The sequence below is a fragment of the Coleofasciculus sp. E2-BRE-01 genome (assembly GCF_040221695.1).
GTDB lineage: Bacteria > Cyanobacteriota > Cyanobacteriia > Cyanobacteriales > Coleofasciculaceae > Coleofasciculus.
In genome coordinates, this window is the sequence record NZ_JAVKEA010000088.1 from 34,937 (window position 1) to 56,060 (window position 21,124).

At 43.9% G+C, this 21,124-nt stretch carries 21 protein-coding genes and 1 pseudogene; 12 read left to right on the top strand and 10 right to left on the bottom strand.

Annotated elements, in window-relative coordinates:
- Positions 1-84: 84 nt before the first annotated feature.
- Positions 85-216: a hypothetical protein gene (locus tag RIG66_RS10835; RefSeq protein ID WP_269546324.1), complete on the bottom strand. Its 132-nt coding sequence runs from the start codon at positions 214-216 to the stop codon at positions 85-87.
- An 863-nt stretch (positions 217-1,079) separates the two neighbouring features.
- On the opposite strand from RIG66_RS10835, the gene RIG66_RS10840 reads away from it, so the two are divergent.
- The 8 genes from RIG66_RS10840 to RIG66_RS10875 all read left to right on the top strand — a co-directional run bounded on the left by RIG66_RS10840 (position 1,080) and on the right by RIG66_RS10875 (position 6,796).
- On the top strand, positions 1,080-1,598 hold the full coding sequence (locus tag RIG66_RS10840) for a phycocyanin subunit beta (RefSeq protein WP_446340616.1): 519 nt from the start codon (positions 1,080-1,082) through the stop codon (positions 1,596-1,598).
- Between the two features lie 90 nt (positions 1,599-1,688).
- On the top strand, positions 1,689-2,177 hold the full coding sequence (gene cpcA / locus RIG66_RS10845) for a phycocyanin subunit alpha (protein WP_446377873.1): 489 nt from the start codon (positions 1,689-1,691) through the stop codon (positions 2,175-2,177).
- A gap of 102 nt (positions 2,178-2,279) precedes the next feature.
- Complete coding sequence (locus RIG66_RS10850; RefSeq protein ID WP_446377875.1) at positions 2,280-3,101, top strand: phycobilisome rod-core linker polypeptide; 822 nt, start codon at positions 2,280-2,282, stop codon at positions 3,099-3,101.
- Positions 3,102-3,138: 37 nt separating this feature from the next.
- Positions 3,139-4,008, top strand: a complete 870-nt coding sequence (locus tag RIG66_RS10855; RefSeq protein WP_446377877.1) for a phycobilisome rod-core linker polypeptide — start codon at positions 3,139-3,141, stop codon at positions 4,006-4,008.
- Between the two features lie 280 nt (positions 4,009-4,288).
- Entirely contained in the window at positions 4,289-4,528 is a 240-nt protein-coding gene (locus RIG66_RS10860; RefSeq protein WP_446377879.1) for a phycobilisome linker polypeptide, read from the top strand.
- A gap of 209 nt (positions 4,529-4,737) precedes the next feature.
- Positions 4,738-5,565: a HEAT repeat domain-containing protein gene (locus tag RIG66_RS10865; protein ID WP_446377881.1), complete on the top strand. Its 828-nt coding sequence runs from the start codon at positions 4,738-4,740 to the stop codon at positions 5,563-5,565.
- Between the two features lie 32 nt (positions 5,566-5,597).
- Complete coding sequence (locus RIG66_RS10870; protein WP_446377883.1) at positions 5,598-6,248, top strand: HEAT repeat domain-containing protein; 651 nt, start codon at positions 5,598-5,600, stop codon at positions 6,246-6,248.
- Positions 6,249-6,361: 113 nt separating this feature from the next.
- Positions 6,362-6,796, top strand: coding sequence for a YidH family protein (locus RIG66_RS10875; RefSeq protein ID WP_446377885.1), 435 nt, complete (start codon positions 6,362-6,364; stop codon positions 6,794-6,796).
- A 98-nt stretch (positions 6,797-6,894) separates the two neighbouring features.
- Here RIG66_RS10875 and RIG66_RS10880 read toward each other — a convergent pair whose 3' ends face one another.
- The 4 genes from RIG66_RS10880 to RIG66_RS10895 form a co-directional block, all read right to left on the bottom strand.
- Complete coding sequence (locus RIG66_RS10880; protein ID WP_446377887.1) at positions 6,895-7,443, bottom strand: hypothetical protein; 549 nt, start codon at positions 7,441-7,443, stop codon at positions 6,895-6,897.
- Positions 7,440-7,655, bottom strand: coding sequence for a DUF4365 domain-containing protein (locus RIG66_RS10885; protein ID WP_446377889.1), 216 nt, complete (start codon positions 7,653-7,655; stop codon positions 7,440-7,442). The genes RIG66_RS10880 and RIG66_RS10885 overlap by 4 nt, the downstream gene beginning before the upstream one ends.
- Positions 7,656-7,840: 185 nt before the next feature.
- A complete protein-coding gene (locus RIG66_RS10890) occupies positions 7,841-8,389 on the bottom strand; it encodes a hypothetical protein (protein WP_446377891.1) in 549 nt (182 codons plus the stop codon).
- Positions 8,386-8,676 (bottom strand): DUF4365 domain-containing protein, encoded by a 291-nt coding sequence (locus RIG66_RS10895; RefSeq protein WP_446377893.1) that lies wholly within the window; start codon positions 8,674-8,676, stop codon positions 8,386-8,388. The genes RIG66_RS10890 and RIG66_RS10895 overlap by 4 nt, the downstream gene beginning before the upstream one ends.
- Positions 8,677-8,708: 32 nt before the next feature.
- Between RIG66_RS10895 and RIG66_RS10900 the strand changes: the two are divergent.
- Positions 8,709-8,870 (top strand): annotated as a pseudogene (locus tag RIG66_RS10900) (aminotransferase class V-fold PLP-dependent enzyme); the annotation flags it as partial.
- Between the two features lie 9 nt (positions 8,871-8,879).
- Here the strand turns inward: RIG66_RS10900 and RIG66_RS10905 are convergent.
- The gene (locus RIG66_RS10905) at positions 8,880-13,097 is read right to left on the bottom strand and encodes a PAS domain S-box protein (protein ID WP_446377895.1); all 4,218 of its coding nucleotides are present in this window, start codon (positions 13,095-13,097) and stop codon (positions 8,880-8,882) included.
- Between the two features lie 241 nt (positions 13,098-13,338).
- Between RIG66_RS10905 and RIG66_RS10910 the strand changes: the two genes are divergently transcribed.
- The 3 genes from RIG66_RS10910 (at position 13,339) to RIG66_RS10920 (ending at position 15,736) form a co-directional block, all read left to right on the top strand.
- A complete protein-coding gene (locus RIG66_RS10910; RefSeq protein ID WP_446377897.1) occupies positions 13,339-14,547 on the top strand; it encodes a NupC/NupG family nucleoside CNT transporter in 1,209 nt (402 codons plus the stop codon).
- Positions 14,548-14,715: 168 nt separating this feature from the next.
- On the top strand, positions 14,716-15,063 hold the full coding sequence (locus RIG66_RS10915) for a translation initiation factor (RefSeq protein WP_446377899.1): 348 nt from the start codon (positions 14,716-14,718) through the stop codon (positions 15,061-15,063).
- Positions 15,064-15,169: 106 nt separating this feature from the next.
- Positions 15,170-15,736: a Uma2 family endonuclease gene (locus RIG66_RS10920; protein ID WP_446377901.1), complete on the top strand. Its 567-nt coding sequence runs from the start codon at positions 15,170-15,172 to the stop codon at positions 15,734-15,736.
- 70 nt (positions 15,737-15,806) lie between these two features.
- Here the strand turns inward: RIG66_RS10920 and RIG66_RS10925 are convergent, their stop codons facing one another.
- The 4 genes from RIG66_RS10925 to RIG66_RS10940 all read right to left on the bottom strand — a co-directional run bounded on the left by RIG66_RS10925 (position 15,807) and on the right by RIG66_RS10940 (position 21,026).
- A complete protein-coding gene (locus tag RIG66_RS10925; protein ID WP_446377932.1) occupies positions 15,807-16,616 on the bottom strand; it encodes a DNA adenine methylase in 810 nt (269 codons plus the stop codon).
- Positions 16,612-17,739: a hypothetical protein gene (locus RIG66_RS10930; RefSeq protein ID WP_446377903.1), complete on the bottom strand. Its 1,128-nt coding sequence runs from the start codon at positions 17,737-17,739 to the stop codon at positions 16,612-16,614. Before RIG66_RS10930 ends, RIG66_RS10925 begins: the two co-directional genes overlap by 5 nt.
- Before the next feature lie 84 nt (positions 17,740-17,823).
- Positions 17,824-19,536, bottom strand: a complete 1,713-nt coding sequence (locus RIG66_RS10935; protein ID WP_446377905.1) for a helicase HerA domain-containing protein — start codon at positions 19,534-19,536, stop codon at positions 17,824-17,826.
- A 176-nt stretch (positions 19,537-19,712) separates the two neighbouring features.
- Positions 19,713-21,026 (bottom strand): hypothetical protein, encoded by a 1,314-nt coding sequence (locus RIG66_RS10940; protein ID WP_446377907.1) that lies wholly within the window; start codon positions 21,024-21,026, stop codon positions 19,713-19,715.
- Positions 21,027-21,124: the final 98 nt, after the last annotated feature.

A 21,124-nucleotide genomic window follows, 5' to 3' on the forward strand; every position in this document is an offset into this window, starting at 1 on the left:
AGGTGGCGAGATTCGCCGGAGTCTGGCATTGGGTCAAATCCAGCCCTGAGAAAATTTATCGGATCATCGTGGTCCATGAATTGCTCAAGTGGCTGCACTATTGACTTGACCAATACGACACCTTGAGAGTGACTCTGGCAACCGTTTTACCGCTTGCACAACAATCCGCAAATCCTCGACTTCAGGGAAAGCTGGGTTCTGCCCCAAATAATCCATAGGTTTCTTTATACAATAGGCTGAATATTTTTAAGCATTAAAAAATATTAAGTTGCATGTCATTGTACATATTTTTGCTCAAACCTTCTCATAGAAAGGGCTAAGAATTGTTCGCTTGATTAAAAAATTTACATTTTGAAAAGTAATCAGCGATTTAAAGTTTACTTTTGTTAAGACTACGACGCCGGAAACTTACGGGCAATCTCTGATTTGCCAACGCTTTGAGCCTTCTCTTGCCGTCTGGCACATCACCTCACTCAACGTAATGTTTCTTAATAGATAAGGGTGTTAAGGGGCAGAGAGTCATCGTAGCTTTAGAACATTAAGACTAAATTGCTTTGTAGCTACTAAAAAGTCAGGCAGTAACCTTTAGTAAGTATATTTGCTTAAGTAATTATTACCAAATTTTTCATAAAGACGATGAAGAGGGGGATCAAGATCTCCCCCCCTAGACAGAACTGAATAATGGGGTTGTAGCATAATCCGGAAATCTGTAACCCTCTGGTAATGCTAGTTTGAGCAGTTTGGGCATCCTCAGGATTGGCGAGTTTGATCCGCCAAGGATTAAAAACTTAACAATTTGTAATAAATAAAAACTCAACATCATTGTATAAAAGTAACCTGAAGGGTAAAGATGACAGGTAAATGTTAACCAAAGCACCAAAAAACCGTTATTTGGGGGGTTCTCATAATCAGCCGGAAATCTTCTCAGGTTTCTTGACGCTCCGTTTACGTTTTCTTTCTTAGAACGTGATTGGTATTCGTGAGAACAGACCCGATGAGGTGTTAAGGTTTCACTGTCTCGACCTAACCTGTCTAGATTTAAACCCTAGACTCAACCAAGCAAAGGAGGATTTGAGTTCATGTTTGATGCATTCACCAAGGTGGTAAGCCAAGCTGATACGCGAGGCGAAATGCTGACCGGCTCTCAGATAGATGCTTTGAATGCAATGGTTGCTGAAAGCAACAAGCGGATGGATTCGGTTAACCGGATCACCAGCAGTTCGTCCAAAATCGTTGCTGATGCGGCTCGTGCTTTGTTTGCGGAACAGCCTCAGTTAATTGCTCCTGGTGGTAACGCCTACACCAGTCGTCGGATGGCGGCTTGCTTGCGGGATATGGAAATCATCCTGCGCTATGTTACCTACGCAATTTTTGCCGGAGATTCCAGTGTACTGAACGATCGCTGCCTAAACGGTTTGCGTGAAACTTATGTAGCGCTGGGTGTACCCGGAGCGTCTGTTGCTGCTGGCGTGCAAAAAATGAAGGATGCCGCGATCGCACTTGCAAATGATCGTAACAATATCACTCCTGGTGATTGCAGCGCTTTAATGTCCGAAATCGGTAGCTACTTTGACATGGCTGCCAACGCGGTTGCCTAAAACAAGGTAAAACAAAGATTGCCTGTTGAAGTTTAAACTTCATCAACACGTTTGAAAAAGTAAGCAAAAGATTAAGGAGATATCTCGACGATGAAGACGCCATTGACAGAAGCAGTCGCTGCTGCCGATTCACAAGGACGTTTCTTAAGCAGCACCGAAATCCAAATTGCCTTTGGTCGGTTTAAGCAAGCTCAAGCCAGCTTACAGGCAGCTAGAGCCTTAACTGACAAAGCGCAAAGCTTGATTGATGGTGCAGCTAACGCGGTGTACCAAAAGTTCCCCTACACCACTCAGATGCAGGGACCGAACTATGCTTCTACTTCCGAAGGGAAAGCCAAGTGTTCTCGTGACATTGGTTACTACCTGCGGATGGTAACCTACTGCTTAGTCGCAGGCGGTACCGGTCCGATGGATGAGTACCTGATTGCTGGGATTGATGAAATCAACAGTACCTTTGAACTGTCTCCTAGCTGGTACATTGAAGCCCTCAAGTACATCAAAGGTAACCATGGCTTGTCTGGCGATCCTGCCGTTGAAGCCAATTCCTATCTTGACTATGCGATCAACGCCCTGAGCTAGATTGATCGCCTTGCCCGGAAAGGCAAGCAGTTGTTAGCAAAAAGGGTTAGCAATTGTTTGCGTTTCCGGGTATCGTTTTATTCATTTTCAGGGAGGGTTAAGATGACAAGTTTAACGGCAGCAAGGCGCTTAGGAATTGCTGCATTTGCTGAGTCTCCCAAAGTGGAGTTGCGTCAAAATTGGACAGAAGATGATTTGCAATTGGTGATCCGAGCCGCTTATCTACAAGTCTTCGGTAACGATAACTTGATGGAGTTTGATCGGTTAACCAGTGCCGAATCACTGCTGCGTCACGGAGAAATCAGCGTTCGCAATTTTATTAGAACCCTAGGTCAATCAGAACTGTACCGGGAAAAGTTTTTCTACTCCACTCCACAAGTGCGATTTATCGAACTGAATTATAAGCACTTTTTGGGACGAGCGCCCTACGATCAGTCAGAGATTGCCTATCATACTGACTTGTACAATCAACAGGGGTATGAGGCGGAGATCAACTCCTACATTGACTCAATGGAGTATCAAGAGAACTTTGGCGAGTCCATTGTTCCCTATCCGATTGGATTTGAAACCCAACGTAGTCAGAAAACCGTGGGTTATAGCCGGATATTCCAACTATTTGGCGGATTAGGCAGTAGCGATCGCACTCAGCCTGCGGGAAATCGTTCTCGTCTGTTGCGGGAAGTAGCGCTGAATACCTCGTCTCCGATTTACGCTGATTCGCAAGGACAAGCGATCGTGGGTACTCGGGGCGGAACTCGCGAGCAGATTTATATCGTGCGGGTAATTCAAATCCCCAAACCCGGACGCATGACCCGAATCCGCCGCAGTCAGACGGAATATTACGTCCCTTACGAACAGCTTTCCCAAAAGTTACAACAAATCAATAAGATGGGCGGTAAAGTGACAGACATCATACCCGCTTAAAGATTTCAACATTGGCGTTTAATTAGGAGACATTTAAGTGGCTATTACAACAGCAGCGTCCCGATTAGGGACAGAAGCGTATAGTAATCCAACTCCGGTAGAATTGCGTCCCGATTGGGTTGAATATGATATCCAAGCGGTCATTCGTGCCGTCTACCGTCAACTGTTGGGCAATGACTATGTGATGGCGTCTGAACGCCTAACCAGTGCCGAGTCACTGCTGCGGAACGGGTATATCAGCGTGCGCGAATTTGTGCGTTGCGTTGCCAAATCAGAACTTTATAAAACCAAGTTTTTCTACGGCAATTTTCAAACTCGTGTAATTGAACTCAATTACAAGCACCTATTAGGTCGCGCACCTTACGATGAGTCTGAGGTAATTTACCACCTGGATCTGTACGAAACCAAAGGGTACGAGGCTGATATTGACTCTTACATCGATAGTGCAGAGTATCAAGAAAACTTCGGTGATTATATCGTTCCGTATTATCGCGGTTTTGCCACTCAACGGGGTCAGAAAACCGTCGGGTTTACCCGTATGTTCCAACTGTATCGCGGTTATGCCAATAGCGATCGCGCTCAGTTGGCAGGAAGTGAGTCACGTCTGGCGACTGATTTAGCACAGAATTTTGCTTCAGCCGTGGTTGGACCATCCGGTGCGAATGAAGGCTGGGCATATCGCCAGTCTGGGAAGGGTGAAACCCCGAATAAGGCATTGGGAGGTCCTGTTCCCTATGGCACACAGGGCAAAGTCTATCGGGTCGAAGTAGCGGGGATTATTAATCCCAGATATCCGAAAGTGCGTCGCAGCAGCAAAGCCTTCTTAGTTCCTTATGAGGAATTATCCAACAAACTCCAACAGATTAACCGTCTAGGGGGTAAAGTGGCGAGCATTACACCAGCTTAGTCCAAGAAGGCCGACGTTGACGTCTGCTATAAATAGGCAGATTGAACCGATCTGAACAGATCAGATGGGACTGGGGACTGGAGAGATTAGGACTAGAGAGAAAATAGCGGAAATCGCTATATTATTTCTAATCTCCTAACTCTTGAGACTCTAGTCCCATTGGTATGTTGAGTGAGCAGACAAGTTGAGAATTAAGCCAGATAAAAATAGCTGTTTATCGGTCTAAATCAGAAACTTGGATGATTGATAATTAAAATAAAAAAAAGGAGAATTGATTACTATGCTAGGTCAAGTAGCAGCAAGCAGTACACCTAACAGCCCATCGGGGAACCGTTTCTTTACCTATGAAGTCACGGGTTTGCGTCAAAACGAAACCAATGACAAAAACGAATACCCTTTTCGCAAAAGCGGCAGTGTCTTCATTAAAGTGCCTTACAATCGCATGAATGAAGAAATGCGCCGCATTACCCGCATGGGAGGGACAATTGTCAATATTCATCCCGTGAATTCTGATAGTTAGTTGGCGGATTAAGGCAAAAGCTGGTAAACGGTAGGGGGTAAGGGGGAATACTATGCTCATTATCTGTTACCGATTACCAGCTTAGGAGGAACAGTTTTGAGTTTTGAGTTTGTAGGGGCGGGTTTTACTACTATCGTTTCTTACTTAACCCAGATATAACTAAACCCGCCCAGACGAGTGAAAGACATAAGACAAATGACATAAGACAAATGACATTTGTAACTGAACAATCGAGTGGTGGCGAGTCTTTAACAATAGAACAAGCACTGGCGAACCTCAAGCAAAGGGATGATTTAAGTCTTTGCTATTATGCCGCATGGTGGCTGGGAAAATTTCGGGTTCGAGACGCCGCCGTAATCGACGCCTTGATTGTGGCGCTAGAGGAAGAGGCAGATCGCACCGAGGCGGGCGGATATCCCCTGAAACGCAACGCAGCACGGGCGCTGGGGAAGCTAGGCGACCGCAAAGCAGTTTCGCCACTGATAAACTGTCTAGACTGCTTAGATTTTTATGTGCGGGAAGCCGCCGCGCAGTCGTTAGGGAGGTTAGGTGATCCCGTTTGTGTTCCTCAGTTAATGCAATTATTAGAGGGTGGGATAGAAGCAGCTAAACCCGTACCCGGATCACCCCACTTAGCACAACCGTATAATGCCGTCATAGAAGCATTAGGCAGCTTAGGGGCAAAAGAGGCGATCGCATTAATTGAACCCTTTTTAGAGCATAATCAAGAACGGATACAGTACGCCGCCGCACGAGCCATGTATCAGTTAACTGAGAATCCCGCCTATGGCGATCGCTTAGTGCAAGCCCTGAAGGGGAAAAAGTTACAATTACGAAGGGCTGTACTAGCCGATTTAGGGGCGATTGGCTACTTAAAGGCAGCGGATGCGATCGCCCAAACCCTAGCGGAAAATAGTTTAAAGCTCATTTCCCTCAAAGGGTTATTAGAGCATGAAGTGAAAAACTCTGCCAGCGAATCCGTTCAGCTATCAGAAGCAGCCATCCATGTGATGAAGCTAATGGATGACTTGCTATAGCCTTGTAACCAATGACGAATGACGAATGACAAATGACAAATGACCAAAACATCATTCAAGCCGTTGAACAAGCCGATTCTGCCCCTAGCTTACTCGCCGCCGTGCGAACCCTAGCCAACGCCAAGATAGAAGCAGGGATACCCACATTAATTGCCGTCCTCAGTTATAACAACCCCGGTGCCGCCGTCGCCGCCGTTGATGGATTGGTGAAATTAGGAGACATGGCGGTAGAACCATTACTCAACCTGCTTGATGAATATAACTATGGGGGAAGGGCTTGGGCGATTCGAGCCTTAGCCCAACTTGCTGATCCTAGAGCCTTAGATACCTTACTGAATGCGGCTGAAACCGACTTTGCCCTAAGCGTGCGTCGTGCGGCAGCGAAGGGGTTAGGAGATATACAATGGTCAAAATTGTCTCCTGAAGAGATTCCCTCAGCCCAAGGGCGAGTGCTGAAAACGCTACAGGTAACCTCCCATGATCCCGAATGGGTAGTGCGTTATGCTTCCGTGGTGGGGTTGCAAGGATTAGCCACAGCAGTATCCGAAACACAACCGGATTATTGGCAACAGATTATCGCTCATTTTGAGCAACTGATGAATAGTGAGTCAGATTTGGCAGTTCGCACCCGCGTACAATTCGCCTTGGCGCAACTGCAACCGGAAATGGCAAAAGCTGGGTAGGTGGTAGCACTGGCTATCGCCCATCAAACCGTAAAATTTATTCCACAATTTTAGCTGTGCCACGCCAGTATGTTGGCGGAGATTAACTATAAGGATTTAATTGGGATTATTTTATGGAGAAAAAGCCGCAAGTCGATCGTCAACGGGAGCATCAAGCCAACGAGCGCACCTTTCTGGCTTGGCTGCGAACTTCGATTGCTTTAATCGGGTTTGGTTTTGCTATTGCTCGATTTGGCATCTTTTTACGTCAAATTCAAGTAGCAGTGACTCAAGCAGAAGCAGAAATACATCCTCTGTTCAACTCTGAGAACCTGGGAGTAATGCTGGTTATTTTTGGAATTGTGACAATCGCCTTAGCCGCTTGGCGTTATAATAGAGTCTTTTGGCAAATCGAGCGAGGAGATTATCGACCAAATCGACTGATAATTTGGATAACAACTGGGATAGTCATGGTTCTGGGATCTTTAAGTCTTCCGTTTGTGTTTTGGCGCAATCAGATACCCAGCCCTCCAGCGTCGCCCCCAAATAAGCAACAGTCTCATTACTAAAGAATTACAAAAATTGACAGTGGAAACCGGAAATTAACCCTGATGCCTTGTTAGGTGGTGAGGGGGTAATGGAGAGGAGCGACGCAAATAACTCCACCTTAGTTTTTCCACGACTCATCTAGGGCAAAATTACGGATATTTTTCAGGACAAAGCCGCTATCTTCCCTAACTAAATCTCCTGTACAGGCAATAGGCAGCCGTTCTTGATAGGCTTTTATAGCAAGAATGTAATCATGGTTAAATAACTCCATCTGAATTTCTCTAAGTTGATCACATACTACACCTAAAATGACAATATTCCCGCTTAATTGGTCAGCATTAGGAGTATGAATTTGCCTAACAAATCCCGGAATTTTTATGTTATTAGCTGTAGTAATAAGTTCGCTAATAATCTCAAGTTGAGAACGATTTTCTATTGTTTCCAGTGTTTCCAAAATAACACTCATAGAAACCGGAAACCCCGGTATGTCCTGATTTAGGGGTAACAGAATAGTTACCGACTCTCCTCCCTTATTTCCTTGTATCCAAATTGAGGCTTTATCCGGCAAATGGTTCTGTTTATGCCAGCCGTGATTTTGCAAGTAGTTTGCTACTTGTTGAGGTTGGATTGATTGCAGAATATTGATATCCTTTACAGTAACATTCATAGAGCTTCTCCTCTGGCGATACATTGCATAAGACTTTTTAGGGCATTCACCGTAAATCTATTTACTCTAGGAATAGATACAGTTACAGTTTCCTGATTCTCTGTCGATGCTTCTCCAGCTAGGGATATCCAGTAACCACAACGTTTGAGACAGAGTTCCTCTTCTGATTGATATAACCAGTCATTAATGTTATCAGGTACTAGAACAACCACGAGGATTAGAGGTGGATATGTTAATATTCACCCTGATTATACCCTCTACCCAGTTATCCGAGTATTTTACCCGAATCTTGTCCCTAAGCAACAAATTTTTAACTGTTGTTGGTTGAAGCGAAACCTGCCGCCTGCATCAGTTGAAAAGAACAGATTATGACAACGCGATCGCAAACCACTCAACTTCAGTTTTTCCACGACTCATCTAGGGCAAAATTACGGATATTTTTCAGGACAAAGCAGCTATCTTCTCTAACTAAATATCCCGTACAAGCGATAGGAAGCCGTTCTTGATAGGCTTTTATAGCAAGAATGTACTCATGGTTAAATAACTCCATCTGAATTTCCCGAAGTTTATTACACACCACCCCTAAAATGACAATCGTTACGCTTAATTGGTCAGCATTTGGCGTATGAATCTTTATGACCACTCCTTGAATCGCCAGGTTGTTAGCCGTCGTAATAAGTTCGCTAATAATTTCCAGTTGAGAACGACGTTCTGCCTTCTCTAAAATTTCCATAATTTCATACATCCGGCGCGGATAATCATCAAAATATTGGTCTACAGGTAACTGAATTTTTAATTTGTCTTCCGAGAAAGTATCCCTTGTCCAAATCGACACCTTATCAGGAATACGGTTGCGCTCATGCCAACCTGTTGCTTGCAGATAAGCTTCCATCTTTTGGGGTTCTAGATGACTCAGAATATCGATATCTGAGATAATGGCTTTCATAAATTTCCTCCGGCTTCTATCTGTTGCATCAAATTTTTTAGCGTCTCGACTGTAAATAATTGTTGGCGAGGTAAATACACTGTAACGCTCTCTGTATTTAATGTCTGGGGTTGTCCGCGTAGCGATTTCCAGTAAGCACAGTGTCTCATGCACAGTTCAGTTTCAGATTGCTGAATCCATTCCTCTAAATTTTCCGGAATTAACACAAGGACAAGAATTCGAGGGGTAACGGTTCTTTCTTTTCTTAATTCATTGTAATTTTTCAGTTTGAGCGGGTATCTAATCACATCATCGCTGAGGAATGCGATTGAGGTAGACTATTGGCACGATTTATCCGATCCAAAATATCGGACAAATTGCCCAAACCGACAGAATTCCTTTCCTCTGTGATGCATCCCAAGCCGTCGGTAAAATCCCGATCAATTTTCAAGACTGGGGGATTACCTACCTCGCCATCTCCGCCCATAAACTCTATAGTCCAGTTAGGTCACTAACTTGGTAATTCGATCGCGAATTCCGTTCCTTGACCGGGAGTCGAATCGCAGCGCAACTCACCCCCATGGCGTTCCACGACAATCTGATAACTGATGGATAATCCTAAACCCGTTCCCTTACCTACAGGTTTGGTGGTAAAGAATGGATCAAATATGCGTTGGTAAACCTCGGTCGGTATTTCTGCACCATTATTTCCCATATATATTACCACCTTTGAACCACCCTGATTCTCGCTATCCTTAGACCCTTCCTCACCGGGAATCACAGCCGTGCGAATCCAAATTTTGGGTTCAAAGTCTAGGTCAGCTTCAAGTTTCTCCTCTAGCGCATCAATGGCATTACTGAGGATATTCATAAACACCTGATTGAGCTGACCCGGATAACATTTAATCTTAGGGAGTTGACAATAGTCTTTAATCACCTGAATTTGAGGACGGTGGGATTGTTCTTTGAGTCGGTGCTGTAAGAGTAATAGGGTATTATCAATCCCGTCCTGAATATTGACCTGCTTGCACTCCGCTTCATCCAAACGCGAAAAATTGCGTAAGGATTGGACAATCTTAATGATTCGATTCGCGCCCTCTTCCATAGAGGCTAGTAGTTTTGGGAAATCGTAGGCAATAAAATCAACATCGATAGTATCGAGTTCTTCCGCGATCGCGCTGACAGGTTCCGGATAGTGCTGTCGATAAAGCTGGACTAAGTGGAGTAGGGTTTGAGCATACTCCGTCGCTGGCTCGATATTCCCATAGATAAAACTGGTGGGGTTATTAATTTCGTGGGCAATTCCCGCCACCATTTGCCCCAACGACGACATTTTTTCGGCTTGAATCAGTTGGGTTTGAGTGCGTTTTAATTCATTGAGAGTGAATTCTAACTCCCGTGTTTTTTGCCGCTCTCGTTCCTCCGCCTGCTTGCGCTCCGTGATATCGGTAATTGAACCAACAGCGCGGACGGGATTGCCTAATTTGTCCCAATGTGCCTGTCCCCGTACCAACACCCATTTATAACTTCCATCTTGACAGCGCATCTGATACTCTAGGGAATAATCAGGCGTTTCTCGGTTAAGATGTCGCTCAAAGGTGTCCTGAACTAAATAGACATGAGCCGGATGAATGTAACTCATCCATTTGTCAAACGTATTGATAGTCTCATAGTCATATCCGAGTATTTCTAGACAACGGGGCGATAAGAAATGCTCATTGGTAATCAGATTATGATCCCAAATCCCATCATTGTTACCTGAGAGCGCTAATTGCCAGCGTTCCTCACTCTTTCTCAGTTTAATTTCTGCCCGTTTGCGATCCGTGATATCCTGTCCAATACCAATACTGGTGCCATCACTGAGGCGAATATTTGCCCAGGAGGTTTCCAGAATTTGACCGTTTTTAGTCCGCAGGCTGAAATCTCGCCATTTTCCGGAAGCCTTGAACATAAAATCTAAAACTTTCTGGCGATCCGTTGGATTGGGATAACATTCGGTTAACAAATCAATCGTATCCAATTCACCTTTATCCCACCCTAAAACCCGTTCCACCTCTCGGTTAACTAATCGAATATGACCCGTGGCATCATAAAAACAAATCATCACTGGAATATGGTCAAAGATGGTTTGTAGAAGTTCCTTCTGGTAACGGAGTTGATCTTCTGCTTGTTTACGTTCGGTGATATCGCGGGTAGAACCCACCATTCGCACCGGATCTCCGGCGTCATCCCAGAGGGCTTGGGCGCGAGAGTGTAGCCATTTGTAGGTTCCATCCTGACAGCGTAGACGATACTCGATCGCGTAATGGGGTATTTTTTGCGCTAGGTAATCTTGCAGACTCTGATTCACCAAGCCAATATCATCAGGATGCAGATGGTTTTGCCATCCCTGAAAATCAAGTTTAAATTGATCGTTATCGTATTCCAGGATTTCGCGGTAGCGATCAGAGATTAAGGCTTCCCCCGTGGTGATATTCCAATCCCAAATCCCATCCTGATTCCCCTGAAGCGCTAATTGCCATCGTTCTTCACTTTCCCGCAGGGCGGCTTCAGCTTGTTTGTGATCGCTAATATCAGTGGCGGTTCCTAAAATTTGCTCCGGCTTCCCTTCCTGGTTCCAGGTAAAGACAGTCTCCCGACTAGAAAGCCACCGCCATTCCCCATTTTTGTGTTTAATCCGATATTCTAAATCAAAAACTTGGTCAGTTTGGGCGGTTTCCAAGTGCTGAAAATGGTGGAGAATTCCCGGTAAATCATCGGGGTGCATCAGCGTCACCAGAATATCATCCTCCATCTGAATCACGTCTTCCGGTGTATAGCCAAGCAGGTTCTGGATTTTGCGGTTAAAGTAAAGAATTTGCTTATTGATGCGGTCATAAATATACAAGATACTGGGATTTGCCTGAGTAATCGCCCGCAGCAACCGTTGGTTTCCTTGCAGGGCTTCTTCAATCTGTTTTCGCTCGGTAATATCTTGCATTTGAGCAAGACTATACAACGGGTTCCCCCGACTATCTCGCACCAGGGAAACGCTCAAGAGAATCCAGATACTATGTCCCTGTTTATGAATATATCGCTTTTCTAAATGGTAGTAACGAATTTCACCGTTGAGGAGTTGACGGGTATAATCCCGTTCCGCTTCTCGATCACTAGGATGGGTGATTTCTGGGCAAGTCTTGGCTAATAATTCGGCTTCGGAATAGCCAACCATTTCACACAAGTAACGATTCACTTTCAGGAAATAACCATCGAGGGCGACTAACGCCATCCCACTAGCGGCGTAATTAAACGCCTTACGGAAACAGTCTTCACTCTCTCGCAGTTCAGCTTCCATCCGTTGGCGATCGCTAATATCCCGCGCCACCCAGACAACCGAGTGTTCCGCGATCGGCGAAATACTGGCGCTAAACCAAACCTCTCGCCCCTGTAGCCACAGACAGTAATCTAGAGTCAGGGTTTGTTGAGTTGCGATCGCCTGCTGAATCGTTTCCACCCATACTGAATCGGTTTGACTGGGATCTCCCAACAATCGCTGGATCGTCTGATCTATAAATGTTGTATCCTCATACAGACAATTTGAAGCCGTGGGAATAACTTCAATCTCTTGAATCTGGTGATCATGAGTATTAATAACCAGGACAATATCCGTCATTGCCTCAAATACAGCCCGGATTTTGGCTTCAGAGGATTGAAATTTCGCTTGCAGTAATTCACGCTTACTAATTTCTTGTTGTAGTTGCTGATTTAACTGACGTAATTGAGACGTTTGCTGATCTAACAAATGTTCTAAGGTATCCACGGTTTGATAAATATCAATGGGATTAATCGTGTTCAGGATCTGCGTCTGCGTAATTAAACCTGCCAATTCTCCGGCTTCACCTGACACAACCAACCGTCGCACGCGATGCTGCTGCATGAGTTGATGGGCACTCCAAATCGAGTCAGTGGGTTGAATGAGTAATAGCGGGGTACTCATTACGTTGGTAACGGGGGTGTTTGCCAAATCCAATCCCAAGTTGCCAAACTGGACAATATCCCGTTCGGTGACAATACCGATTGGGCGGAGTAAGTTTTGATTGTGTAGGGGCGGGTTTAGGAAATTCGGTTGTGCTATTGGTAAGGTTTCTGCAAAACCCGCCCTGACTGAATTTTGCTGGGAAACCGGAAATTCAGCCTCTTTGACAATCACCACACAACTGACTCGTTGTGCATTCATCACTTGTGCGAGTTCCAGAATAGAAGTTGTCTCCATGGCGTGAATCACAGGAGTAGACATCACATCGGAGACTTTTTTGTGGTTCAGTAAATCAACGGGTTGGAGAACATCGCGAATTGTTTGCGGTGTGATTACACCGATTAAATTTCCCCTCTCTCCCACCACCGGAAGATGACGAATTTTATACTGACGCAGCCGATTAATCACGGTAACAATATCTTGGGCTTCAGTTTCTGTGATCGTCATCACTGAAGTCGTCATCACAGACGCCAGAGATAAGGTTCGCCAGTCAACACCGGAAGCAATGAGTTGCACGGTATCTCGTTCAGTAAAAATACCTACAACCTTACTATTCGGTTGATGATTGGCTAGTACAAGTAGACAACTGCTGTGAGTCTGAGTCATCCGCGCTAAAGCCTCCTCCACCGAGATATCAGGTGTCACGGTGAGAGGATAGCGATTGATCGCTAAACCATTGTTATGATTCAGTTTAAAAGCAGTAGCAATGCTCATGGAGAAGCGCTCCTGAAACCAACGGTTTTTCTGTCTTCCTATTTAATTCAAGATTTCTAGACTTGTTTCAGGGTTTTATCTAATTTTTTCTCTGGATACTTCATTCTGGCTGGCTGGGGCGATGTTTTTTTTCTGCGATCGCCACGAAATGACTTAGGATTAAACCTGTCAAGTCCAATGAGTAAACCTTAAGTATAGACGACTTTTTGGGATATCTCTATTTTTTGGTCAGAGAAATACTATGGAACGCTTAATTTCTGCCTTGGGGCTGCTGGTATTCATCGGCTTAGGCTACGTTTTATCTGTCAATCGGCGGGCGATTCGTTGGCAACCTGTATTATGGGGAATTGCCTTGCAGTTAATTCTGGCGGTGTTAATTCTCAGGACAGCACCAGGGTTGGTTGTCTTTGAGTTTTTGGGGCAGTTAGTGACTCAGTTCCTGAATTTCTCTGATGCTGGGGCGAAGTTTGTCTTGGGGGAAAATTTAGAGGAGCGCTTTATTGCCTTCAAAGTCCTACCGACAATTATCTTTTTCTCGTCTTTCATCACGATTCTTTATCACTATAAAATTCTGCCCCAAGTGGTTAAGGCGGTGGCTTGGGTGATGTTCAAAACCTTGAAAACATCGGGTGCAGAAACCCTGAGTGCAGCAGCGAATATCTTTGTCGGTTCAACGGAAGCCCCGCTATTAATCAAACCTTACGTATCAACAATGACGCTTTCGGAGTTACACGCCGTCATGACAGGAGGATTTGCCACTGTAGCTGGGGGTGTCTTGGCGGCTTATATTTCCTTTGGAATTCCAGCCGAACATCTCATCGCTGCTTCGGTGATGTCCGCACCAGCCGCTTTAGCCATTTCTAAACTGTTGTATCCGGAAACAGAATCCTCGAAAACCGCCGGGAAAATTACCCTGGAGGTGAAGCCGACAACAGTGAATGGGATTGATGCGGCGGCGACGGGGGCGCTGGATGGGTTGAAATTAGCCGCCAATGTAGCAGCAATGTTGATTGCATTCTTGGGACTGTTAGCCATGGTGAACGGCATTTTGGGGTGGTTGGGTGGATTAGTGGGACTACCCCAGCTCACGCTAGAATCAATTTTAGCGATTATTTTGGCTCCCGTGGCGTGGTTAATGGGTGTTCCTTGGTCAGACTGTGGTCAGGTAGCAGTTTTGTTAGGGAAAAAGACGATTTTGAGTGAGTTTATTGCTTATCTGGATCTCAAAGCCTTGATTGAACAATCTCAGCTATCGGAACGGTCAATTATTATTGCTACTTACGCCTTGTGTGGCTTTTCCAATATTGGTTCAATTGGGATTCAACTGGGTGGAATTGGTGGAATTGCACCAAATCGGCAACCTGATTTAGCACGGTTAGGGGTGAGAGCATTAGTTGGCGGAACACTCGCTTGTTTTATGACGGCTTGTATTGCTGGAATGTTACTGTAAAAATTATAAAATAACATGGCACATCTTTCCTTAAAACCTGCCCTCGCCACCAATAATTGAATAAGCCACTGTAGGGGCGGGTTTAGGGACTAAATTCATATTTCACCGATAAAGGAACAACAAAACCCGCCCTCCTCACCGATAATTGAACAAAACGATTTAACAGCTATGTCTAAACGCAAATCCTCTAACTCCTCCAAAAAGCGTGTAGCTTACCAAGAATTTGGTAGTAATTCGGCGGCTACGGAACGCGGAGTCCAAGAACTTCCACCCAATCAGCAAAACTTGCGCGTTCAAGCGTCTCGTAAGGGGCGCAAGGGGAAAACTGTTACGGTGATTAGTGGTTTTCAATGTAAACCGGACACCTTAACCCAACTTCTCAAACAGCTTAAAACTAAATGTGGTAGTGGTGGCACGGTTAAAGATGATACCTTAGAAATTCAAGGGGATCATGCTCAAAAAATGCTGGAAATTTTGACGCAGTTGGGGTATAAAGCCAAAATTAGTGGCGGTTAGCGCCTTTTGAAAAATGTTGTAGTCAGTGTATCTAATTAGTTGGGGGCGCAAGCCTTGCGCCCCTACATTTGCTATACTATGAAAAACCTTTTATAACAAAACTACGATGATTGCTTCTCCTCAACATCCTTATCTTACACCTGACCAATACCTCATAATGGAGGAACAGAGTCCGATAAAACATGAATATATTGATGGGCAAATCTATGCTATGGCGGGAGCAAGTGACCCTCATGTTACGATTGCTGGAAACCTTTTTGCTCTACTCCGTAGTCATGTCCGTGGTTCGGGTTGTCGAGTCTATATTGCCGATATGAAAGCCCGCATAGAATCGTTAAATCGGTTCTATTATCCTGATGTTATTGTTACTTGTGATCCACGAGATCAAGAAACCTCGACGTATAAGCGATTCCCGACTCTGATTGTTGAAGTTTTATCGGATTCGACTGAAGCATTTGATCGAGGCGATAAATTTGCCGATTATCAGGAACTGGAAAGTCTGCGAGAATATGTCTTAATTAATACCAAACGGCAACGAATTGATTGCTTCCGCCGCAATGATAAAGGGCAGTGGGTGTTGCAGTTTTATACTTCTATACAGCAAGAATTTAAACTCGAAAGTATTGGTTTTACCGGAACGTTGGTAGCGATTTATGAAGATGTAGTTTTTTAATGGAAATTTTAGTGTTGGGCAAGTCAGAGTATTACTATACATTTCTATTTTCAACACAGTTTAACTACGATTAGTAATTCTTGATAAATAACTCACTTCCTTTTGCTGCACTCTTTTTTTTATAATTATTCATACCATACTGGAGTTTCCATTCGACTATTTCCGCAAAACTGAATAGTTTCCTAATTTCAGGTGAGTCATCATAGGTGATTAACCATCTATAATTGCACTTTTGCATAATATTAGCAAATCGCTGATGATCAAACGAAGTATGTAAATTACCTCTAACACCATATAACTTAGACTTTTGTGCTTGATAGTAAGGCGGATCAAGAAATATAAATACATTTTCACCGTCTTGAAAAATTAGTTTTTCATAATCTCCATGGGTAATCGTTACGGATGTAAGAAATGGGGCTACATTAATTAGTCTATCTATAGAAGACTCTGTGAATCTCTGTTCAAAAGCTTTTTGAGAATATCCTCCTGAATCTACTGTTCCTGAAAAGGTAATTCTATTCAATATGAAAAATCTAGAAGCCAATTCTAGCTCAGATAGATGAGTTTTTTTTGCTTTCAATAAGTTGTACAATTCTCTACCATTTGGATAGATGTATCGAAGCTCTTTTATATTTTTTACAAGTTCTTCGTTATTGATTTTTGCCATCTTCCAGAAGCAGTATAAATCATGATTTAAATCATTAATCCAATAACGTATAGGAAATAATATCCTACTATTTTCTAAGCCTAGGAATACAGAACCTCCTCCGACAAATGGTTCTCTAAATTCTTGAATGTCCCAAGGTATATGCGGTAATATTTGATCCAATGCCTTGGACTTGCCGCCGGGATATCGTAGGGGACTTTTGCTCATTTTAATTTGCCGAGGTTATTAATATGGACAGCTTATGATTTACAGTACACTCTTGAGCAAGTGTCATAATAGTCTGTGACTGTATACGACTAAATCGATTTCTTTTACAAAATTCTCCGATGAGAGCATCATCTGCTGGCAGTGATAAAGAACCAACTATCTGTCCTGTTATTTTGAGGCAGACGATAAAGCTGATTTCGCATTCGTCAAGTAATAGTCTTTCTAGATTAGCGAACAGTATTAGTTTAAATAATCCATCCTTGATGTCAGCTTTTGCAGGAAATTTTCGGCTACTATTTTTTGATTCTTGTAGAATGTAAGTATCGTCTTCTCGGTAAACTTCATCAACAGTGAGGTAGTACTCTCCTCCTAAATAATTAGAAATTTCAAATATTCCCTTGTCTCCGTCTGCCAAATACTCCAATGCATGACTGGTAATAACTTCTCGTTGAGCGGCTTTTAGAGAATTCGGTAAAGTATATTGTTTGAAATTTTGCAAACTAAAATAATTGTTGATATTAAACTGTTCAAGAACATTCAGTTGAATATCTCTAGGATGGACTGCAACCCCCTGATTTTGAAAAATAGCTTGATAACTATCTACTGCACATCTATAGACGTTGTTAAAATCCTGTTGAAAATGGGTCGTGTTCCAGTGTAAAGCTGTTAACTGATAGTTGGCTATTTCTTGAATCTTTTGTTTAACATAATCAGGATTAAATTTTTGCTTGGTCAACTTAGCCGAGTTTGCCTTAGCTATTTCCGCTTTGTCATACCAAGCTAATATGATGTATACATTCATTAAACTCATCCAAGAAAAGGTGATAAAGTTGATTCGATCATTATCACCTGCCAATCCCTCATCCTTAATGATTGGAATAATTGTTACTTTTTTGGTGTTTAAATAATAAGTGTTGTATATTCTAGCAAAAGGATAAGAGCGAGTTCTTTTCGGTGAAACCCACTTTGAGAATGCCAAGGTATTTTCTGGACTGTCTAATTCAATGATTCCACAGGCTCTTGAGGTATTAATATTAAATGAATTTAGCGGGTAAACTTTTAATTTAGAACGTAACTGAGGATTATAGCGAATATCTCTAATAAATCCCTTGAAAAATAAGGATGTCATAATTACAGTAAATGTCGCTGAATTGAGCGTTTATAGTGAGTGTTTTAACGATGAGGGCGAAGACAGCGCAACGATGAACCTAGTTTAAAAGCCTAAATCTGCTTTAGCTGCATCGGCGGCGGCAAATACTTCTTCATCTGACTTTTCATCCCAGGAGGGTTCGCCAATTTCTGCGTAGAAGCCTTGATCATAAGGACGAGTTCGTACTACAACTGGCATGGGTACGGCGTGTCCTAATATTAATGCCTGTTGTTTGGAATCTAATTTAGCTAACACCGATCGCAAACTTTGTCCCCCTGAAACTCCGGTGAAGATCGCCTCGATGTCTTTATCGTCATTCAGTAAACAGGTAATCCGGGTGCCAACCTGGGACATGACTTCATTATCAATCCCTGATGGACGCTGATCGACAATCAGTAATGTAACGAAATATTTCCGCATCTCCCGGGCGATAATGCCAAAGATGGTTTGACGCACTGTGGCTGAATCCAGGAAACGGTGCGCCTCTTCAATCGTAATCACCAATGGGTGCGGGCGATCGCATGGATTTTTGCTTTGCAGAAATTTCTCCGCCTTCCGCACGTATTTACCATGAATGCGGCGCGTCATCACATTCGTGGCTAACATATAGGAGAGCATATTCGATTGAGAGCCAAATTCCACCACCACATGCTTCCCCGCATCTAAGGATTGCAGAATCTGGTCAATATAATTTTGGGGACAAGCACTCCGCATGTACTTCAATTCATCCAAACGCAGTAACTTGCGCTGTAATGCCATAATTGAAGACTTATTTCCCCGCTTCTCATCGCAAAACATCTGGATATCTTCATTCGTCATATTCAGGAGTTGCGTAATCCAGGTTTTGCCAAACTCATTGCGGAGAATAATCGCATTTTCTAGACTCGCTTCAGATAGGTTTAACTCCCCGCGCACTAGCATAATATCTTCAACTTCAATTTGATCGTAACTGAGATACATGGCTTGGGCGTCTCGAATTCCTCGGCGTTGGGTGGATTCGGGGTCAAGGGTATAAACTTGGACTTGGTTGGGAAAGAGTTGGCGTAATCCTTTGACTGTACTAAATTGTTTTCCTTCTGATACCGCTTCCCATCCATATTCGGAGTGCATATCGAAGATTAAATTAACCGCCGCTTGCTTGCGAATAATCCCGGATAATAATAAGCGAGTCAGAAAGGATTTCCCGGTTCCCGATTTGCCAAACACGCCATTACTGCGTTCCACAAACCGATCCAGGTCTAAGCATATTGGCACGTCCATGTCAAGGGGTTGACCCACCGAAAAATTCCGCCGATGGGGATCATCTTCCCAGCCAAACACCGCCCGGAAATCGCGTTCACTGGCGTCATAGACTTGGGAGAAGTGACTGGGAATTGTTTTCACCGGAAGCAATTCCATGTCCTCACTACTTTGAGGTTGAAATGAAGCTAAGGGACTTTTGCCATTCAGGTTAAGGTTAGATGTCTCCCGTTTTCCCTCCGTTGGCGTGAACATCAGCATCGGAGTTAAATTGATCGTCCCAAACGTGCCGCTTCCGGCGAGAACCTCACGTAAAAAGTCATCGTTGGGATGGGGGGGATTCGCCCAAATCCGCTGACTGGAGGTTCCTAGCGCCACATCCGTCAGCATACAGAAAAAGCGCGATCGCATCCCTTGAACCACCAGAAACTTACCCACGCGCATATCTTCGACGGAGACATCCGCCTCCAATCGCACTTCCAATCCGCCGGAGAGAGAACCTTGAATGACTGAACCTAAGGGTTTATCTACATCCATCACTGCTAGGGTTTGAACGAAGCCAAGCCTATCTTATCGTTCTCTTCTGGGTTATTGGGCGTTTTTCTAGGATTTCTCGCGATAGCGAGTATGACAAATGACAAATGACAAATGACGATAGCAAGCCGTTAACCTTAATTATCCCCACCTACTTAACAATTAAGCGATCGGTTGAGTCAATGGCGTAGCTGTAAACCAATTCCTTCTCGGCGATTGCGGAGATCATAGTAAATAACCGCCTTAATGATTTGCCAAAATGGCATGACTAAAAGACTGATCAAGGCAAAGGCGATAAATATTAATAATATGAATATACCTATAGCAGAAATCAATGCCTCTAGCGAGGGATTAATCAATAAGGTAGGAATCATTACCAAAATAGGAATCAAAGCGATTAATCCGAGCGGAATCGTGATGAGAGTAGCAACGGCAATTACGCCCATCAGTTGGGGAATAAATCCCTTGCTTAATTTCCAACTGCGCTCAATGGAAGTGTTGGGTTTCATATTAGGTTCTACAGCTAATGGTAACTCAGTAACAAAGAAGTGGGCGTAGACCCAGAGGTAAATACCTAGCGCTACCAAGCTCATCACGTCTCCTAGACTTGATACTATTCCCCCGACAATGCTTGACAGAATCGACAAACCCGTATTAACACCAAAGGCAATTAAACCAATTAACATTTGCGCTATCCAGAAATCCCACATTTTCCGATTGAGCCGATTGCGAATACTATCGATGGTTTCCGGTTGTTCAGCAAACTCACTAACGGCATGGCGTGAAATAATCGCCTGAATTTGATAGGATTTTGCCCAGCCATAAATTGGGACTAACATCCACAAAAACGCCTGAAATGCCAGACCAAAGTATAACTTGAACCGATCGCGATACAAACGTAGACTAGCGCTAACCACATTACCTATACTCAAGGGTTTCATCGGTTGGCGAGGTTGGGAACGGCTGGATTGAGTGCTACGGTGTGAGGTATGAACGCTTGGTTGTCGATTAGGTGACGATGTATACTCTCTAATAGGAGCGTGTCGAGGAACTGCGGCAAAATTTGAACCCGGTGGTGGTTCTAAGTCGGCGGATGGGGAACTGGAAAATGTATCACTTTCAGCAGCAACATCTTCAGGAGTGTGATGCAGATTTAAATCAGGATCGGAATCGTGAATGTCTGCGACTTGAGGAGGTGAGGATTCTATATCAAAGCTTTGATTCCAAGCAAAAGAGTCTTGTCCTTTCTTACGCCCATAAACTTGCACCGTTTTAATCGTCTCAACGCCTAGCTTGGTTAAACCCTGACGAATAAAAGAAACCATCGCCTTTTGGTTGGGAATTTGCGCTGATTCTACCAAGACTTGCAAACAATCGTCTTTGCGATTAACCTTAGCGATGATGTGCTTGGCTCGCAGCGAGCGGTTAATCATTGCCGCAATTGCTTTAGGATTACCTTGTTTAGCGAGCTTTAACGTGTTTGGCTCAGCCATAGCCCTGTCTCCAGTTGGGGTACGTTCAGATTCGATCGAAGTGATCAGCAGACACCAAAGAACCTTCATAGATTACTCTAATTTTCGCGGCTGCTTTT

Excerpts from the sequence above, each read along its gene's own strand:
- RIG66_RS10835 (WP_269546324.1), bottom strand. The coding sequence starts at position 216 with ATGGATTATTTGGGGCAGAACCCAGCTTTCCCTGAAGTCGAGGATTTG.
- RIG66_RS10840 (WP_446340616.1), top strand. The coding sequence starts at position 1,080 with ATGTTTGATGCATTCACCAAGGTGGTAAGCCAAGCTGATACGCGAGGC.
- cpcA (WP_446377873.1), top strand. The coding sequence starts at position 1,689 with ATGAAGACGCCATTGACAGAAGCAGTCGCTGCTGCCGATTCACAAGGA.
- RIG66_RS10850 (WP_446377875.1), top strand. The coding sequence starts at position 2,280 with ATGACAAGTTTAACGGCAGCAAGGCGCTTAGGAATTGCTGCATTTGCT.
- RIG66_RS10860 (WP_446377879.1), top strand. The coding sequence starts at position 4,289 with ATGCTAGGTCAAGTAGCAGCAAGCAGTACACCTAACAGCCCATCGGGG.
- RIG66_RS10865 (WP_446377881.1), top strand. The coding sequence starts at position 4,738 with ATGACATTTGTAACTGAACAATCGAGTGGTGGCGAGTCTTTAACAATA.
- RIG66_RS10870 (WP_446377883.1), top strand. The coding sequence starts at position 5,598 with ATGACAAATGACCAAAACATCATTCAAGCCGTTGAACAAGCCGATTCT.
- RIG66_RS10875 (WP_446377885.1), top strand. The coding sequence starts at position 6,362 with ATGGAGAAAAAGCCGCAAGTCGATCGTCAACGGGAGCATCAAGCCAAC.
- RIG66_RS10880 (WP_446377887.1), bottom strand. The coding sequence starts at position 7,443 with ATGAATGTTACTGTAAAGGATATCAATATTCTGCAATCAATCCAACCT.
- RIG66_RS10890 (WP_446377891.1), bottom strand. The coding sequence starts at position 8,389 with ATGAAAGCCATTATCTCAGATATCGATATTCTGAGTCATCTAGAACCC.
- RIG66_RS10905 (WP_446377895.1), bottom strand. The coding sequence starts at position 13,097 with ATGAGCATTGCTACTGCTTTTAAACTGAATCATAACAATGGTTTAGCG.
- RIG66_RS10910 (WP_446377897.1), top strand. The coding sequence starts at position 13,339 with ATGGAACGCTTAATTTCTGCCTTGGGGCTGCTGGTATTCATCGGCTTA.
- RIG66_RS10915 (WP_446377899.1), top strand. The coding sequence starts at position 14,716 with ATGTCTAAACGCAAATCCTCTAACTCCTCCAAAAAGCGTGTAGCTTAC.
- RIG66_RS10920 (WP_446377901.1), top strand. The coding sequence starts at position 15,170 with ATGATTGCTTCTCCTCAACATCCTTATCTTACACCTGACCAATACCTC.
- RIG66_RS10930 (WP_446377903.1), bottom strand. The coding sequence starts at position 17,739 with ATGACATCCTTATTTTTCAAGGGATTTATTAGAGATATTCGCTATAAT.
- RIG66_RS10935 (WP_446377905.1), bottom strand. The coding sequence starts at position 19,536 with ATGGATGTAGATAAACCCTTAGGTTCAGTCATTCAAGGTTCTCTCTCC.
- RIG66_RS10940 (WP_446377907.1), bottom strand. The coding sequence starts at position 21,026 with ATGGCTGAGCCAAACACGTTAAAGCTCGCTAAACAAGGTAATCCTAAA.